The sequence below is a fragment of the Lewinellaceae bacterium genome (assembly GCA_020636105.1).
In the GTDB taxonomy this organism is placed as follows: Bacteria; Bacteroidota; Bacteroidia; order Chitinophagales; family Saprospiraceae; genus BCD1.
The window spans coordinates 1,348,811-1,365,847 of sequence record JACJYL010000001.1; the positions used below are offsets into that span (position 1 = coordinate 1,348,811).

At 44.5% G+C, this 17,037-nt stretch carries 14 protein-coding genes; 10 read left to right on the forward strand and 4 right to left on the reverse strand.

All coding sequences use genetic code 11. From position 1 onward, the window contains the following. Positions 1-71: 71 nt before the first annotated feature. Together ubiE and H6571_04995 are read left to right on the forward strand one after the other, a co-directional pair. Positions 72-800 (forward strand): bifunctional demethylmenaquinone methyltransferase/2-methoxy-6-polyprenyl-1,4-benzoquinol methylase UbiE, encoded by a 729-nt coding sequence (ubiE, locus tag H6571_04990; protein MCB9323080.1) that lies wholly within the window; start codon positions 72-74, stop codon positions 798-800. Beyond that, on the forward strand, positions 749-1,492 hold the full coding sequence (locus H6571_04995) for a PorT family protein (protein MCB9323081.1): 744 nt from the start codon (positions 749-751) through the stop codon (positions 1,490-1,492). The genes ubiE and H6571_04995 overlap by 52 nt, the downstream gene beginning before the upstream one ends. 12 nt (positions 1,493-1,504) lie before the next feature. Here H6571_04995 and H6571_05000 read toward each other — a convergent pair whose 3' ends face one another. Further along, positions 1,505-2,089: a DUF479 domain-containing protein gene (locus H6571_05000; GenBank protein ID MCB9323082.1), complete on the reverse strand. Its 585-nt coding sequence runs from the start codon at positions 2,087-2,089 to the stop codon at positions 1,505-1,507. A gap of 79 nt (positions 2,090-2,168) precedes the next feature. On the opposite strand from H6571_05000, the gene H6571_05005 reads away from it, so the two are divergent. The 7 genes from H6571_05005 (at position 2,169) to H6571_05035 (ending at position 12,804) form a co-directional block, all read left to right on the forward strand. Further along, positions 2,169-2,858, forward strand: a complete 690-nt coding sequence (locus tag H6571_05005) for a DUF4956 domain-containing protein (GenBank protein ID MCB9323083.1) — start codon at positions 2,169-2,171, stop codon at positions 2,856-2,858. Then, the gene (locus H6571_05010) at positions 2,855-5,881 is read left to right on the forward strand and encodes a CotH kinase family protein (protein MCB9323084.1); all 3,027 of its coding nucleotides are present in this window, start codon (positions 2,855-2,857) and stop codon (positions 5,879-5,881) included. Before H6571_05005 ends, H6571_05010 begins: the two co-directional genes overlap by 4 nt. A 267-nt stretch (positions 5,882-6,148) precedes the next feature. Beyond that, a complete protein-coding gene (locus tag H6571_05015; protein MCB9323085.1) occupies positions 6,149-8,782 on the forward strand; it encodes an AAA family ATPase in 2,634 nt (877 codons plus the stop codon). 133 nt (positions 8,783-8,915) lie between these two features. Next, positions 8,916-9,476: a hypothetical protein gene (locus H6571_05020; protein MCB9323086.1), complete on the forward strand. Its 561-nt coding sequence runs from the start codon at positions 8,916-8,918 to the stop codon at positions 9,474-9,476. 188 nt (positions 9,477-9,664) lie between these two features. Then, positions 9,665-10,711 carry a ketol-acid reductoisomerase gene (ilvC, locus tag H6571_05025; protein MCB9323087.1) on the forward strand — a complete coding sequence of 349 codons (1,047 nt, stop codon included), beginning with the start codon at positions 9,665-9,667 and terminating at the stop codon, positions 10,709-10,711. A 48-nt stretch (positions 10,712-10,759) separates the two neighbouring features. Further along, positions 10,760-12,031 (forward strand): threonine ammonia-lyase, encoded by a 1,272-nt coding sequence (ilvA, locus tag H6571_05030; GenBank protein ID MCB9323088.1) that lies wholly within the window; start codon positions 10,760-10,762, stop codon positions 12,029-12,031. 224 nt (positions 12,032-12,255) lie between these two features. Further along, positions 12,256-12,804, forward strand: a complete 549-nt coding sequence (locus H6571_05035) for a hypothetical protein (protein MCB9323089.1) — start codon at positions 12,256-12,258, stop codon at positions 12,802-12,804. Positions 12,805-12,854: 50 nt separating this feature from the next. Here H6571_05035 and H6571_05040 read toward each other — a convergent pair whose 3' ends face one another. Continuing rightward, positions 12,855-14,180, reverse strand: coding sequence for a saccharopine dehydrogenase NADP-binding domain-containing protein (locus tag H6571_05040; GenBank protein ID MCB9323090.1), 1,326 nt, complete (start codon positions 14,178-14,180; stop codon positions 12,855-12,857). A 166-nt stretch (positions 14,181-14,346) separates the two neighbouring features. On the opposite strand from H6571_05040, the gene cdd reads away from it, so the two are divergent. Continuing rightward, entirely contained in the window at positions 14,347-14,829 is a 483-nt protein-coding gene (gene cdd / locus H6571_05045) for a cytidine deaminase (protein MCB9323091.1), read from the forward strand. Between the two features lie 832 nt (positions 14,830-15,661). Here the strand turns inward: cdd and H6571_05050 are convergent. Next, a complete protein-coding gene (locus H6571_05050) occupies positions 15,662-16,105 on the reverse strand; it encodes a 6-carboxytetrahydropterin synthase (protein ID MCB9323092.1) in 444 nt (147 codons plus the stop codon). A 52-nt stretch (positions 16,106-16,157) separates the two neighbouring features. Next, complete coding sequence (locus H6571_05055; GenBank protein MCB9323093.1) at positions 16,158-16,907, reverse strand: DeoR/GlpR transcriptional regulator; 750 nt, start codon at positions 16,905-16,907, stop codon at positions 16,158-16,160. Between the last annotated feature and the right edge of the window lie 130 nt (positions 16,908-17,037).

Consider the following 17,037-nt stretch of genomic DNA (forward strand, 5'->3'; position numbering starts at 1 on the left):
ATTTTTCATTTATTATTTATCATTTTCAATTTCTATAACCATTCCTCCTATATTTGCGAAAATTTTCGACCATGGCAGAATCTGTAAAACCATATTCACAAGAAGGCAGTAAGAAAGGGCAGGTATCCAAAATGTTCAATACTATTGCTCCTTACTATGACTTTCTGAACCATTTGCTTTCCGGTGGAATCGACATCATTTGGCGCAAAAAAGCCATTGACTATCTGAAAGAAAGCAAACCCAAACTCCTCCTTGATGTGGCTACAGGAACCGGGGACGTGGCGATTACCGCTGCCAACAGATTGCATCCGGACAAGATCACGGGCGTGGATATTTCCACCAAAATGCTGGAGATTGGACGCCAGAAAATCGCCAAAAAAGGGCTGGAGAAAGTCATTACCATGGAAGAAGGCAGCGCAGAAAATTTACCTTACGCAGACAATACGTTTGATGCTATTACCGTTGCATTTGGTGTACGAAATTTCGAAGATCTGAACAAAGGTTTGGCAGAAATGAACAGGGTGCTGAAAACCGGGGGAACATTAGTGGTTTTGGAATTTTCACAACCCAGGCTTTTTCCGTTCAAACAGGTTTTTAACATGTACTTTAAATATATGCTGCCACTCATCGGCCGCATTACCTCGAAGGACCCAAAAGCATATCAGTATCTTTACGAATCAGTGCAGGCATTTCCTGCTGGAAATGACTTTATTAATTATTTACAGAACAACGGATATAAATCAAATAAATGGATACCGCTAACGCTCGGAATTTGCTCAATTTACCTGGGAAAAAAATAAGCCTGATCCTCATCTTATGTGTGTCGATGATGCCGCTTTTCGGTCAGATAGGCGGCAAGGGCAATTATAATTTCTATGATTTTCAGCAAAAACATTATTATTTTGGGATCACTCTTGGATTAAACTCTTCCAGTTTTATCCCTTTCAGATCGAAGGATTACATTTACAGCGACAGCATTAATGTGGTGGAATCGCTGAGCGGCCCCGGGTTCAACCTTGGCATTGTTACCAATCTGAAGATCGGTCAATACTTCGATTTCCGGTTTCTGCCTACCTTGTCTTTTTCTGAACGAAACCTCGAATATTCCAGGTCAAGCCGCGTGATTCCGATTACCCAGCGGAAAGTTGAATCTGTTTTTGTGGAGATGCCTTTTCAGTTCAGGTACAAATCCGCTCCTTATAAAGATAAACGGGTTTTCGTGATCGCCGGGGTAAAATATACTTTTGATGTGGCCAGCGACGCCCGGGCAAAAAGAAATGAATCTATCGTAAAGATCTCCCCGCATGACTTTGCCCTGGAGTACGGCGCGGGCATCCAGTTTTTCTTTCCTTATTTCATTTTTTCACCGGAGATCAAAATATCCCACGGTCTCGGCAATACGCTGCTCTTCAACCCGAATCTTGCAGAATCGACCGTGCTGGAAAAAGTATTGGCGCGAACGTTTACCATTTCCTTCCATTTTGAGGGGTAGGGAATATTGAATTTACTTTGTCGGGATTTCCGGTTTGATGTGTTCGATGATCTCTGGAAAAAACCGGTTAAATTCTTCGTTCAATAGTTCCAAATCCGTCGTGAGACTGTCGATGGCTCCTTCGAGTAATTCAGGTTTGCTGGCCCGTTGGGTCATTCTCGTAATGGCATATTGGATACCGTCGAGTGTGGCATAACTGATCAGCCAGTTGCCCTGAGTCATGCCCAGCAATCTTTTTTGAACCCTTTCCGGCATCAAATCAATATTGCTCATGAGGGCGGCATAAATTTTATCGGCAAAAGATTGCAGGGATTCATCGGAATATTTATCCCAATTGATACACAGCAGGTAATCATAATAAATATCGATCAGGACCGAAGCATATTTGGAGTGTCGCTCATACAACCGGCGCACCCCTTTCAATACATCGGGATGATCATCGGTAAAAGTATCGATCTTTCTGTGGATAAAAACACCTTTTCGAATGCCTTCAGGATAGGTTTTTACTTCCTGGTTGGAGATCATATCCCCCAGGAAATTCCCGGTGATGATATCCTTATTGCCAAAGGACAAAAACATGTGTGCCAGATAATTCATACCGCAAGATAAAAATTATCCCCCAATCTGTATGAAAGTGGTCTATGAGTAACTACTTTTACACCAAAGAATTTCATGTATGACACTCCTTGAAAAGTTACAGGAAAAATATATTCAGGAATTTTCGGAGAATATTCCCCTCGATGAATTCCTCTTAAATATTCTGATCACCGCATTGCTCGTCGCCCTGCTGCGCCTGTTTTATATCCATTATGGCAATGCCATTGCCAACCGAAGGCGATTTGCCGCCAATTTTCTTCCGCTGGCCCTGGGTACTTTATTGATCATCATGATCGTCAAATCCTCCATCGCGCTTTCCCTGGGCCTTGTGGGTGCCTTGTCGATTGTCCGGTTCAGGGCCGCTATAAAGGAACCTGAGGAGCTGACTTATTTATTCATCGCTATTGGTTTGGGACTTGCCGGCGGTGCCAATCAGCCAATCCTCGCTATAGTAGCCTTCAGTGTGATCATCGTTCTGTTATTCCTTGGCAAAAAAATAACACGCAAGACCACTTCCACGAGAGAAAACCGGATTTTCATCAATATCCAAACCGATATCGATGACCTGGACAGGATATCAAAAATCCTGACGGATGAACTGACTTACGTAAAATTAAAGCGGATGGATACCCTGGAAAAAGGACTGGACCTCAGTTTTGCCTGCCAGGCAGATTCCATCACCCAGCTCAGCAATGTCAAAAAGGCCATAAAAGCTTTATCGGATCATACCAGCCTTTCCATAATTGATCAACCCGAATTATTTGCATGATAATTTCCGAAAAAAAAGACAATACTTCTGCCCGCCGGGAAAAAGGGATCATAGCGGCCGGGGTGGTGTTTTTATCTGCCTTTGTCTTTTGGTTTGTATTGTTCTCAAACAGGAAGACAGCGGATGTTCCACCACAAGGCATTATCTTTTGCAATGCGGAAAAAGTAAAGGGTGATCTTTTCATCCAGGGGGATTTTGAATTTTCAGGAGGACATTTACAGAGCGATGAAAAATCCAGGTCAGGCAATTATTCCTGCAAAGTGGGTACCGGAAAGGGCATCCAATATGGTTTTGGGTATAAGCTCAAAGGGGGGAAGCCCGGCGAAGTCTATAAAATATCGGTCTGGCGGTACAAAACACCCCAAAAGGAAGGCAGACTGGTCGTGCAAAACTCCGGAGGTTCGGCTTTTTATCAAATGGAAGAAATACCGGTAACGGAGGAAGCTTCCGGCTGGGAACAACTATCCACCACCTTCGTCATCCCTTTCGGGGATGCGCCTGATTTTTATAACATCTATGTTTATGCCAGCGGTTTTCATAATGTTTTTTTTGATGATCTCACCATTGAAAAAACGGGAACCTGGCCCGAGAATGCGATGAATCCCCAGGCATTACAAATAAGAGTGGAGCCCAAGGGCCTTGAAAAACTTGAAAGAAAACGGGAAAAAGCCCTGACCGACGGCCTGCTTCAGACTTCCGACAATGACTGGGTCAAGGCAGTACTTTCTGACAGCACAGGAAATGAGATTCCGGCACAGGTAAGATTAAAAGGAGACTGGACGGATCACCTGGAAGGGGACAAATGGTCGTTCAGGGTAAAAGTCAAAGCCCCTTACAGCTGGAAATATTCCAAAAATGCAGCCCAGGGTTTGATCACTTTTTCCGTCCATACACCGGCTACCCGCTACTTTTTGCACGAATGGCTGGTCCACCAATGCTGGATGGACGAAGGGATTCTCACCCCCAGGTATGATTTTACAGCCGTTTCTCTCAATGGAAAATCATTGGGTATCTATGCTATTGAAGAACATTTTGACAAACAGCTCGTAGAAAGCCAGCAGCGGAGGGAAGGCCCCATCCTCAAATTCTCAGAAGAAGGCATGTGGTCGGGCATCGAAAGGCAACTCCAAAACCAGGGATATATTCATAACGATTACCGCTCTACCGTCGGGGACTGGGAGAATGCCGAAGCGGAGGCTTTTGGGCAGCAGGACTTCCTATCGGATACACTGCTTAGCGAACAATATGAAAAGGCACGCCAGTTGATGTATGATTTTAAAAATGATCTGCTTCCTGCAAAACAGGTATTCGACCTGGAAAAACTGGCCCGGTTTTATGCCATTGCCGATGTCTTTAATGCTTACCACGGTATCATTTGGCACAACCAAAGATTTTATTACAACCCCGTGATAGGCAAACTGGAACCCATTGGCTATGATGCTTTTGGAGGCAAACCACCCCGACGATACACCATCCTGGCAGAAGGAGCACTCAATCCGGAGGAAAATGAAGCCAACCGGCTGTTTGGTTATCTGCTTCAAGACAAAGACTTTAATGAATTGTATTTCAAATTCTTATACCATTACAGCTCAAGAGAATTCTTAAGCAATTTCCTGGAAAAACACGAAATTGCCTGGAATGAAAAATTAGCCCTTTTGCAAATGGAATTCCCGGAATACCAGCCCAATTATAAGGAGTTTCTGGAAGACGGACTATTTGTGCATTCCATGATCCTGCCCTATAACGACCAAAGCATCAAAGCTTTTACCCAGCAGGTGGCCGGTGGCAAAAAAAACCTTTCTATTCAGAATACGCATCAATTGCCGGTAGAGATTATCGGGACCGGATACAGCCGCAGCAAGATGGACACCCCACTGAAAAGCCCTCTCCTGCTCCCCTCTCACGTGCGAAGGAGGTATCTTTCAAGGATATTGAGAGACAGCCTCATCAGTGATTTCAATGCCACCAAATTCCTCCATTCAGAAGCCCTGGTTTTACAGAGCAAGGGAGAAATCAAACCTCTTGAGGTCATTGAAAATGCCCGCTTTCTTTTCTTCCGGGTTCCGGGGATCGATTCTGTTTTTACCAGCCAGATCTTTGAATGGCCACGACCTGAGATCGTCGAAATGCTCCCCTTCAACAAAGAGCAGGCCTCCCCTGTACTCAAAGAAAATACCCTCTATGTGGTCAAAGGCAAACAAATCCTTTTCCGCCAAGGAAAACATATCCTGGATCAGCCACTGGTCATCCCTCCCGACTACGAGGTTTTTATCCCGGAAGGCACGGAGATCGATTTAAAAAACGGTGCCTATATCATGTCCTATGGCCCCATGCAGGTTTCAGGATCCGAGGAACATCCGGTCCTGGTGATTTCCTCTGATAAAACCGGCCGGGGGCTCTCCCTCCTGCAATCCTCCAAACCCTCCGCTTTCCAATACGTTGTATTTGAACAGTTAGGCACACTCAGTAATAATGGGCAACAACTGACCGGAGCAGTTACCGGTTATGAGATCGATGTCCGGTTTTATAAATGCTCCTTCCGGAACAACCATTGCGAAGATGCGCTCAATTTGGTCCGCTCTGATTTCGTACTCGAAAACTGCCTCTTTTCCGGAATTAGCAGTGATGCCTTTGACAGTGACTTTAGCAAAGGCGAGGTAAAAAATTGCACCTTTAACAACATTTTGAATGACGCCATGGATTTTTCGGGAAGCACCGTCAATATTTTCAATTGTTACACAAAAAACACCGGCGACAAAGGAATCAGTTGCGGGGAGGAAAGCGATATTGCCGTTTTTGAAACCACCATCGACACCTCTCCCATTGCCGTGGCTTCTAAAGATCTTTCGGTCTTGTTTTTAAGAGATATTACCTTAAAAAACTGCACACAGGGTTTTGTCGCTTTTCAGAAAAAACCGGAATTCGGCCCCGGAAAGATCATTGTCGAGAGCTATACCGATATAAACATTGACAAACTTTTCAATATCGGCGAAGGATCATTTTTACAAATGAATGAAAAATAAGATTAAAACCACCTGAATTTCTCCTTCATATTTTCCGAATAAACTCAACTTTTCATCAACAAACTTTTTATCTTTGAAACCGAGCCATAGGAATTTACGTTATGCAAATGGGAATAAATTCAGGCGATTAATAAATTAAACGTCAAAATGAATATTTTCACCTTCATCTTGAACGTTTGACTTCAATACTTAACGTGGGATAATTTTTTTTAATCATTTTTCACCCCGTGTCATGTATTGGCACAACGACAAAATAATTTGGGCAATATGCAACAGGAACTTCAAAAAACTACTCCGAAGTTATACAAATTCAAGGATCTCAAGGTATATACTTCAACTGAGTGGCTGGCAGATAATCGAAAGAAATATCGCCAGGTTTTTGATCGTTATGAAACGGCCTATGTTTATGCTGAGCTTTCCTTTTATAACAAACTGTTCGACCAGGAAGACTGGGACATCAATGTGCAAATGCACTGCTTTGATGCCCAAAACAAAAAAAAGGTATGCGAATTATCCTTTGACAGGAAGGTCAACAAATACGACTCAGTAGTTTACATCCGGGAAGGATGGGGAAATAAAACAGAGGGGTCCTTCTGGAAAAGGGGTACCTATTACTGGAAAGCCTGGATCAACGAAGAAAAAGTGGCCACCAAATTTTTCTATATTGAAGATGCGGGAGAAATTTCAGACGAAGAAGACAATCCGTATGTAGATATCCAGGGCGTTAAACTTTACGAAGGCCCTTATGACGATGTAAATGCCGATGACCGGGTGTACATGAAAAGCTTCAGCAGTGAAGAAACCCGATACGTGTATGTAGAACTCAACCTGAAAAACCTATACACCATCAATCCCTGGCATTGCGAATTATTTATCAAATTTTATAACGGTTCCAAAGAACTCAAGGGACAACTTGTACGCTTACAAAGCGTAGAAAAAGACGCTGAAGAGATCCATATCACTGCCGGCTGGGGTTCCGATGTAAAAGAATCCTGGAGAATCGATCATTACACCGCAGAGATCATTTTCATGGACAGGTTACTGGCCACGGTGCCTTTCAGGGTTGGGGAAGAATTTGAAGAAGGCATTGCCGGAGTCATTTTGCCCCAACAACAAGCGCCTGTTATTCTCACTCCTGACCTGCTCGAAGACCGAATGACTTTTGAAGAGGTGATGTCCAGGATGGACAATCTCATTGGGTTGAAAGAGATCAAAAACCAGGTAAGGAATCATGCCAAATACATCAAATTTTTACAGCTCAGGAAACAAAGAGGATTCGAGGAAAAGGAAAACATCAACGTTCATTCTGTGTTTATTGGCAATCCAGGCACAGGAAAAACGACTGTAGCTTCCATGATGGGCAAGCTGTATAAAAAAATGGGGCTGCTTACCAAAGGTCATGTCCATGAAGTAGATCGTGTGGATCTCGTAGGGGAATACATTGGCCAAACGGCCCCCAAAGTGAAGGAAGCTATTGAAAAGGCACGCGGAGGGGTTTTGTTCATTGATGAAGCCTATTCCCTCGCCCGTTCAAGAGAAGACAATAAAGACTTTGGCCGTGAGGTGATCGAGATACTGGTAAAAGAGATGTCGGACGGAAAAGGAGACATGGCGGTTATCGTTGCCGGTTATCCCCGGGAAATGAAACTTTTTCTCGACACCAACCCCGGGCTGAAATCCAGGTTCAAATTGTTCTTTGAATTCTCTGATTATCTGCCCCAGGAACTTTCACAGATCGCGGAATATGCCTGCAAGGAAAAGGATGTGGTGCTGACCCTTGCCGCGAAGAAAAAGATAGACAAGATGATCGTAAGGGCTTACCGTTCCAGGGGAAGGTCCTTTGGTAATGCCCGTTTCGTGTATGACCTCATTGAAAAATCAAAGATCAACCTGGGCCTCAGGATCATGGCGATGGAAAGCCACCACGACCTGGAAAAAGCAGAACTGGCCACCATTCAATTGCAGGATGTCGATAAAATTGAAATCGAAGAGCGTTTTGAATTACCGGATATTCCGATTGACGAAGCGTTGCTCACGGAAGCGCTTGCTGAATTAAACAGCCTGATCGGGATGGAAAAGGTCAAGATCCAGATCAATGAAATGGTCAGCCTGGTGCGTTATTACCGGCAAACGGAAAAAGATGTCCTCAATAAATTTTTCCTGCATACCGTTTTTATCGGCAATCCCGGAACGGGCAAGACTACTGTAGCCCGTATCCTCACTAAAATTTATAAAGCGCTCGGCGTACTGGAACGCGGCCATATGATAGAAACGGATCGGCAAGGGCTGGTGGCCGGTTATGTAGGCCAGACCGCCATAAAGACTGCCGAAAAAATTGAAGAATCCATGGGTGGCGTCCTGTTTATCGATGAGGCTTATTCCCTGATGGAAGGCATGTCCGGCGGCCGTGGCGGATTTGGCGATGAAGCGATACAGACCTTGCTGAAACGTATGGAAGACCATCGCGGACAATTCTTCGTTTTTGTAGCCGGATACCCCGACAATATGGAAGCCTTCCTCAAAGCCAACCCGGGACTCAATTCAAGGTTTGACAAAACCCTGCGTTTCGACGATTATTCTCCCCAGGATCTTTACCAAATCGGGATGCATATGCTAACGGAAGAAAAACTCATCGCAGACTCCAATGCGGAAAAACACCTGGAGAACTATTTCGCCTTCCTTCATAATTACCGGGACAAATATTTTGGGAATGCCCGTACGGTGAGAAACGTCATCCAGGAAGTCATCAAGGCACACAACCTGCGCCTCGCGGCCATGGATCCCGAAGAAAGAGCAAAGATACCCGCAGACATTATTACCATCGAAGACGCTTCCACGCTTAAAACAGACAAAAGCGATTTCGTCTTCAACAAAAAAACCATGGGCTTTGGGAAGGGCTAGTACCCACCGGGAGCCAGGCGGACCATTCTGTATTTGAAAATAAAATAAATTTGAGGCATTACTAATTACTAAACCAACAAGTAACCAGTAACCAGCAACAAGTAACCAGTAACCAGCAACAAGTAACCAGAAAATGTTATTTAGATTCCTATTCATTCTCGCATGCATTGTCGTTTTTATCAACAGTTGTAATAGTGTGGTATCCCTCAATTTCGGAACACACAAATTACGTTCCTTCACCATGGATGAAATTGAAGCCAACGGCCTGGGGGACGCTGATTTTATCGAAATAACCGATGCCCAGTTATCAGGAGACTTCATCCACGCCCCGGGCACCAAAGAAAAAGATGGTGGACTCGTGCTTTATCCCGTATTGAGCAAAAAAGGCCTCGAAGCCTACGAGAAAGGAGAAAAACCCATGGCTCCAATAGTCGCCTGGACCGATAGTTTTATCTGGGAATGCCTGGAAGCAAATAACTGTGCCCCAAAAGGAGAAACCACCCTCCGTGGAGTGATAAGAAAAATGGAACCTGAGAAGGATAAAAGCCAGTCTTTAAAGGTTCAGCTTCCTGAACTCCCCGTTTACCTCGAAGTCGGAAGAGTACCTACCCCATGGTATTGGCATGCCCTGCTCATGTTGGTGGCAGGTGGCAGCGTTTTATTTTTGGAAATCCGCAGGCTGAAACATAAATAAAAAGAGCCTATCCTGTCCTAACCAGGCGCTTTTTAATCCTTTACAAATCGGAAAAAACCCATTTTTTAAATTCCCTGCCGTCTTTTTATTAATGAGGTAAAAACTAACTTTGCATGCCTTTGCAAATAAGGTACAGGTATTATCTACCTGAAATTTTCTATTACAGCATAAGAAAAAAATGTTAAATCATGGCAAAACTGAATTTTGGAGGTGTTGAAGAAAATGTGGTCATGCGGGATGAGTTTCCACTCGAAAAAGCGCATGAAGTATTAAAAGACGAAATCATTGCGATCATAGGTTATGGTGTACAGGGCCCGGGCCAGGCACAAAACCTGCGCGATAACGGGTTTAAAGTCATTATCGGGCAACGCCAGCCTTCCAAATCATGGGATAAAGCCGTTGCTGACGGATGGGTTCCCGGGGAAACCTTGTTCCCTATTGAGGAAGCCGCTGAAAAAGCGACCATTATCATGTACCTGCTTTCAGACGCCGCTCAAATTGCCGCATGGCCTACCATCAAGCCTTATCTCACCGCAGGAAAAGCCCTTTATTTTTCACATGGATTTGGGGTGACTTACAAAGAAAGAACAAACATCATTCCTCCGACTGATATTGATGTATTTTTGGTAGCTCCTAAGGGTTCAGGAACCAGCCTCAGACGTATGTTCGTCGAAGGTCGTGGATTGAATTCCAGTTACGCCATTTTCCAGGATGCTACTGGACGCGCCAAAGACCGTACCATTGCCATCGGAATCGGAATTGGTTCAGGTTATTTGTTTGAAACCACTTTTAAAAGTGAAGTTTATAGTGACCTTACCGGTGAACGCGGTTCATTGATGGGGGCGGTTCAGGGAATTTTCGAGGCGCAATACAGTGTACTCAGAGAGCGCGGCCACAGCCCGAGTGAGGCCTTTAATGAAACCGTGGAAGAACTGACCCAAAGTTTGATGCCCCTGGTGGCAGAAAATGGCATGGACTGGATGTACGCCAATTGTTCCACTACGGCTCAGCGTGGTGCCCTGGACTGGAAAAACAAATTCAGAGATGCGGTAAAACCCGTTTTCAATGATCTGTATGACAGCGTAGCCTCAGGCGAGGAAGCCCAGCGTTCCATCGATTCCAACAGTCAGCCGGATTACCGTGAAAAGCTGGAAGAAGAACTCCGCGAATTGCGCGAAAGCGAAATGTGGCAGACAGGAAAAGTGGTGCGTAGCCTTCGCCCGGAAAGGAATTGATTTTATGATGAATATCATATTGAACATTCGTAAATGACCATTGACGATATGTCAGCAAATGCCAAACCTTTATCGGAATTGATTTCCGTGGAAGGATTATACAAGGCGAAAGTCAGGATCAAAGGGGTTGCAGAGCATACCCCTTTGATGTTTAATCACAACCTTTCGGAACACTTCGGGTGCAGAATCCTGCTCAAGCGGGAGGATCTGCAGGTGGTACGCTCTTACAAAATTCGTGGGGCCTACAACATGATGGCCGGAATGGGTAAGGAAGCCCTGAAAAATGGTATCGTCTGTGCAAGTGCCGGCAACCATGCCCAGGGCGTGGCTTTTGCCTGTCATAAACTGAAAGTAAAGGGCAAAATATTTATGCCCGAAGTTACCCCAAAACAAAAGGTCAATAAAGTCAAACTTTTTGGAAAGGAACACGTAGAGATCATCCTTTTTGGCGATACTTTTGACGATGCCAATACCCGCGCCCTCGCCGAAGCCGAAACCCAAAACATGGTATTCGTACCTCCTTTTGACCACCGGAAGATCATCGAAGGACAGGGTACGGTTGGACTGGAAATACTCGAGGATTGCCCGGACATCATTGACTACCTGTTTTTGCCCATTGGCGGTGGCGGGTTGATATCGGGTGTGGGCAGTTGTTTCAAGCAATTGAGCCCCGATACAAAGATCATAGGCGTCGAACCGGAAGGAGCGCCCGCCATGAAAAGATCGCTGGAAGCCGGAGAGAATATCATCCTCGATAAAATAGACAGTTTCGTGGACGGGGCAGCGGTCCGGCAAGTAGGCAAACACACTCTCGCCATAGCGCAGAAAGTAGTAGATGACATCATTCTCGTTCCTGAAGGAAAAGTTTGCAGCACCATTTTACAATTGTACAATGAGGAAGGTATTGTCGTAGAACCCGCCGGAGCCCTCACCATTGCCGCCCTCGATTTTTACGCTGATAAGATCAAAGGTAAAAACGTAGTCTGCGTGCTCAGTGGTAGCAACAACGATATCACGCGCACCCAGGAGATTCGCGAACGGTCCTTATTTTATGAAGGCCTCAAGCACTACTTCGTCATCAAGTTCCCACAACGCGCCGGCGCGCTGCGCGATTTCCTCAACGATGTCCTCGGCCCCACCGACGACATCACCCATTTTGAATACACCAAAAAGCACAACAGGGAAGCAGGCCCGGCACTCGTTGGTATACAGGTACAAAAAAAGGAAGACTACGAAGGTCTCATCGCCCGCATGGAGGCACATAAGATCAACTACCAGACGTTGAACGACCAGAAAATGTTGTTTGATTTGTTGGTGTGATGGCTCACCGTGTATCCTTTTGCACACCATAATCCATTCCTCTATTCTAAGGCTTTACCTTCAAATGTTATAGTGTTATTATTTTGAACGACTCTAAATTGTTCTGTTTATTGCCGAAGACCACTTCCGGCAATAAAATAATTTGTAAATTCGGTGTTTTGGACAAGGGAAGATTTCCCTAAAATCGGAATGAAAAAATTTATCATACTTAAAACCTCTAAACAATGAAATTACCACTCCTGAAAATCTCCCTGTTTGCATTAATCGCCATTCTTGTTTCCACAGCCTGCCACAAGGACGAATCTAATGAACTGGCCATGGGCAGTATCGTGTTTAAAATTGATGGGGTAAGTTTTGAAAGCGTTGGCGCGGCAGGTGTCATTGACACCTCCTTTGACGATGTACAATTCTTTATCATCACGGGGGTAAAAAACACGGGGTTAACCCGTGCTCAAACCATAGCAATTGAATTCAGCCACCCTGATTCCCTGACAATCGGTGAAACCACTTATAGTTTTGATGAAAATGACTGGGACTGTAATGGTTTCGATAAGATTTGCGGTGGTCTTGAATATGCTGATGTCTATTTCCTGAATCCTAATTCCAGCAAGACCTATGATTCCGGACTAGGAAACTCAGCCATTACCTTTACCTCTCTGGATTATCAAAAAGGAGGCAGTGCCAAGGGCACCTTTTCCGGTACGCTAAATGATGGCAATGGGGGCACAGCCTCCCTGACCGACGGAGAATTCTATGTGATGATCGCAGAATAAAATTCAGTCCGAATGCACGGAAGAAATTTCATGCATTCGGAAGCATTCCCCTACCCTTCCACCTCCTCAAAAACAACTCCAAACTCCCGCAGTTCGGACAATACCGGATCATATGCCTCCTTCATCACAGGAATAAGCACCCCAGGCTGATTAAACTTACCCGTCATCACCAGTTTTACGAAAATAGCCATTGGGAGGCCCACCAGTTTGGCCATGGCCGTATTTACCTGGTCTTCACCTTTCATGACCAGGGTGGAAGACAGGTGTTTTTCCTGACCATCCAGTGCGTACTCAAACTCGTGTTTCATGATGATCATATCCTTGTCCTCGGGTTGGAGCGCCCATTTATCGAGGAGCAGGTGCTCGAGGATGGTGGCCGGGGAAGCGTTCTTACGAGTTATCCTTTCATTTTCAAACAATCCTGCCCAGCGCAGTTGATCCATCACTTTTGAATCTTTGGAAACGCCGGCCAGTTCGGCAATACGATCTTCAAGGCTTGCCTCACCCGGACGGGCAAAGGCTTCCAGCAATTCCCGGTAAGTCATTTTGTCTGAATGCTCTATGTTAAACCCTTCATCGGTGAGTCCTATTTTCACCAGGGCGTTCCAGGCGTCGCAAAAACCGCGTGTCCGCATGGTGCCCCTGTAAATGGTGGGAATGTCCTCCAAATCATAAATGGAACGGTAAGAAAGCGAATCGCGATTGGGGTAAATTTCATAGGTGCCCAAACCAGGTACCTCGGTCAGCAGGTATTCCTGGAACAGCCGGTCGTAGGGCATGAATTTAATCTTTCCCTTTTCGAGATACTGAGCGGTCGTTTGTCCGGCAACAATGACATTTCTGGGGTTCCAGGTGAATTTATAGTGCCAGGGATTATCGTCGGATTCAGGTGCCACCAGTCCGCCGGTGTAGGAATAAAAAGCGTTGAGCTTTCCTCCCTTTGCCTTTATGCCATCGATCATCTGCATGGCCGACATGTGGTCGATGCCCGGATCCAGGCCGATCTCACTCATGAAAATGAGGTTGTTTTTTCTGGCTTCTTCCCCCAGTTCCCTCATTTCATTGGAGACGTAGGAAGCAGTAATCAAATGTTTTTTAAAGGCCAAGCAATCCCGGGCTACCTCGATATGTAAAAAAGCCGGAAGCATGGAGACAACTAGGTCAGCCTCCTGAATAAACTTTTGCCTGTTTTCAATGTTATGAATATCCAGTTCAACCGCCACTGCATTGGGATGATGGCCAGCTTTTTTCTGAGCCAGTTGAAGATCGGTGTCGGCCAGAACGATGGACCACTGATGAAGAACGGACTGTTCCAGGAGATAATTGATGAGCGCGGTAGCCGAACGACCGGCCCCAATGATTAAAATTTTATTCATGGTTTTACCTGTTTTATTGGTTGAAGGCATGCTAATAATTTAGCAGGCGCAATTTAAATTTTAGGCCTCTAATTCTTTAATTTAAACCATGATTTTTTCAGAAAAAACCGGGAATTAGGTTTGATGCACCACAAGCCTTATTTTTACAGGATAAATAAATAAATTTATGAAGAATATTTCCCTGACCACTTCCATAGCAGTATATCCCTCCATAGAGGAATTGCCCGAAACATTGAAAGTGCTTTTGCAAAAGGCAAAAGATGGACTGGTCAAGAGTTACTCCCCCTATTCTGAATTTAGAGTAAGCGCAGCCCTGCTTCTTGAAAATGGCGAGATTCTCACCGGGGCCAACCAGGAAAACGCCGCCTATTCCATGTGCCTTTGTGCCGAACGGGTAGCTCTCGCCGCTGCCACAAGCGAATTTCCTGAGGTGGCTGTAAGAGCCATAGCGATAACCGTAAAAAATAAGAACAACCCCGTCACTATACCTGCCGCTCCCTGTGGCGCCTGCCGACAAGTGCTTTCTGAAACAGAAGATCGCTTTAAGAATAAGATAAAAATCCTGATGCAAGGGGAAAGCGGTGACATTTATGTATTGGAAACGGCCAAGGATTTGCTGCCACTTTTCTTCGACGGAAGCTTCTTATAGTCCTTAAATGGGGATTTTAAAAGGGAGGACCAATAATTTAGAGCAGGTGAAGTACCGGAGCGAAGTAATTGATTTCCGAAATGATTTCCCGTGTGGGTATTCGGAAGGGCTTCACATAATTCTAAAATCATAATTGCGAATGAAATCAGTCTTTCTTACAAATCATAGATCTATTGAGTCATAATTTTTTCATTTGATGATTAAAATAAAGGTCACATTCAGCAGCCTGTATTTATTAAAGAAATGAAATCCTAAAACGTGACATTTTTGGGCGTTTTTTATCCACTTACATTGGATATTTGAAATTCTGCGGGCTGCATCGCCTGCCGGCAAGTCAGCGGGTTGGAATTTTGGAAGGTAAAATTTATAACGGCTAAATCAGAGCAACAGAACAGCAGAATAACGAATGTCCAGTTTCCAATGTAGAAGGCCTTTTTTAGGAAAATTGGAACATCCCGAAGCCCTTGGGTAAATTAACCTGAAACTTCCAAAAAAAGATTTTTTCAAAAAAAACTACTATGTGACAGGCATCACAGACCACCACTAATTCCCCCCTTATCTTTGCATCGTAATTAAGCAGGGAACCTTATTATTGCTTAAACAAACACAAACAAATAAGCATACAATTAGTATAAAATAAATAAGATTTAGGGTTTTGGTTAGTTTGAAAATTAGTACCGGCAGTGAAATTCACTGCCGTTTTTTTTTTGCCCAAAATAAAATGCTTCCCTAAACTCAACCCCCCTCCTCTCTCCCTTTTACATTTTACATCCCGACACTGCGTGTTTACCTTTCGGCGGGATCTCCCTTCGGTCGATTTTACATTTACAATTTATCCCCGGTTATCCGCGGCATACCACTCGGCATAACTGGTAGCGGTCTCCCGCAACAAGGCATTATGCAGTTTGATCTCTTCCGGCAGGTTTGCTTTGAGGATCGAGACAATTTCCAGCAGCATATTTTCACAGGTAGGCTGGTAATCGACATATCTTATCCTTGGGTTAGTATCCTCCAGGCCTTTGAACCGGGAATCGTTTCTCAGTATAAGATAATGATCAAAAACAGAAAGGATGTGTTTTTTGACGATTTGTTTGAGGTCTGCAAAATCGATGACCATCCCGCAGGTAGGATTTTCTTTATTATTTATAGGTGTGCCAATAGTTGTTATACGCAAGTGATAAGAATGCCCGTGAATATCCTTGCATTTACCTCCATAACCGTCCAGGGCATGGGCCGCCTCAAAATCGAACTCTTTTGTAAGTCTGACAATATTCATTACGATCCGTTATTTTTTCGGCACAAAGATAAACAATTACGAAATATCAAGACTACATTATCTCAAGACCGGCTTTTTTATACGGAAGCAAAAGTTCATGATCACCATCCAGTTCGGTGATCAGCAGATCTAATTTATCGAGAGGGGCAATGGTCAGTCTCTGGGAAGTATTCAGTTTTTCCGAAATAGACAACAGCGCAACTTTACCGGCGGCTTCGATCATGGCCTTTTTAACGATGACCACTTCCCAATCTGAATCCGTCACCCCCAATTGGGCATCAATGGCATTGGTACCAATAAAACAAAGATCGGCGCGAATGCCACTAAGTTGGTTCATGACGTCCCCTCCTATGCTTATTCCCGCTGTTTTAGAAAGACGGCCTCCAATAAAGATGGTTTCACAATTCGGATGGTCCTGTAATTGCATTGCCGTCGTTAAGCTGACGGTTACAAAAGTAGCCTTCATTTCTTTTGGTAATAACCGTGCAATTTCCAGGTTCGTGGATCCTCCGCTGATGAGAATAAGCATCCCATCCCTGATGAGGCTGATGGCTTTCTGCGCAATGATCGTCTTTTCTTCATAGGCATAAATATCATGCTCTTTATAGGAATATAGCGGGTAAGATTTCGACAACGCCCCTCCCCTTACCTTAATGATTTTATCGGCATCTGAAAGCTCCTGCAGATCGCGACGCACAGTATCGCCGGAAACGTTGAACTTGGAACTAATATCTGTCAACAATACCTTATTGTGAATGTTCACCTCCCTGAGAATGAGCGATTGTCTTTCTTTTTTTAGCATATTCGTGACCTTACCATAGAAATTTTAAGCTTGGCGCTCTATGGGTATTTACATATAATAGCCTATAAATTTAGGCAAATTATTGCTAACCCCTTCAATTATTTGCCATTTTTTGCATATTAAAATGCAA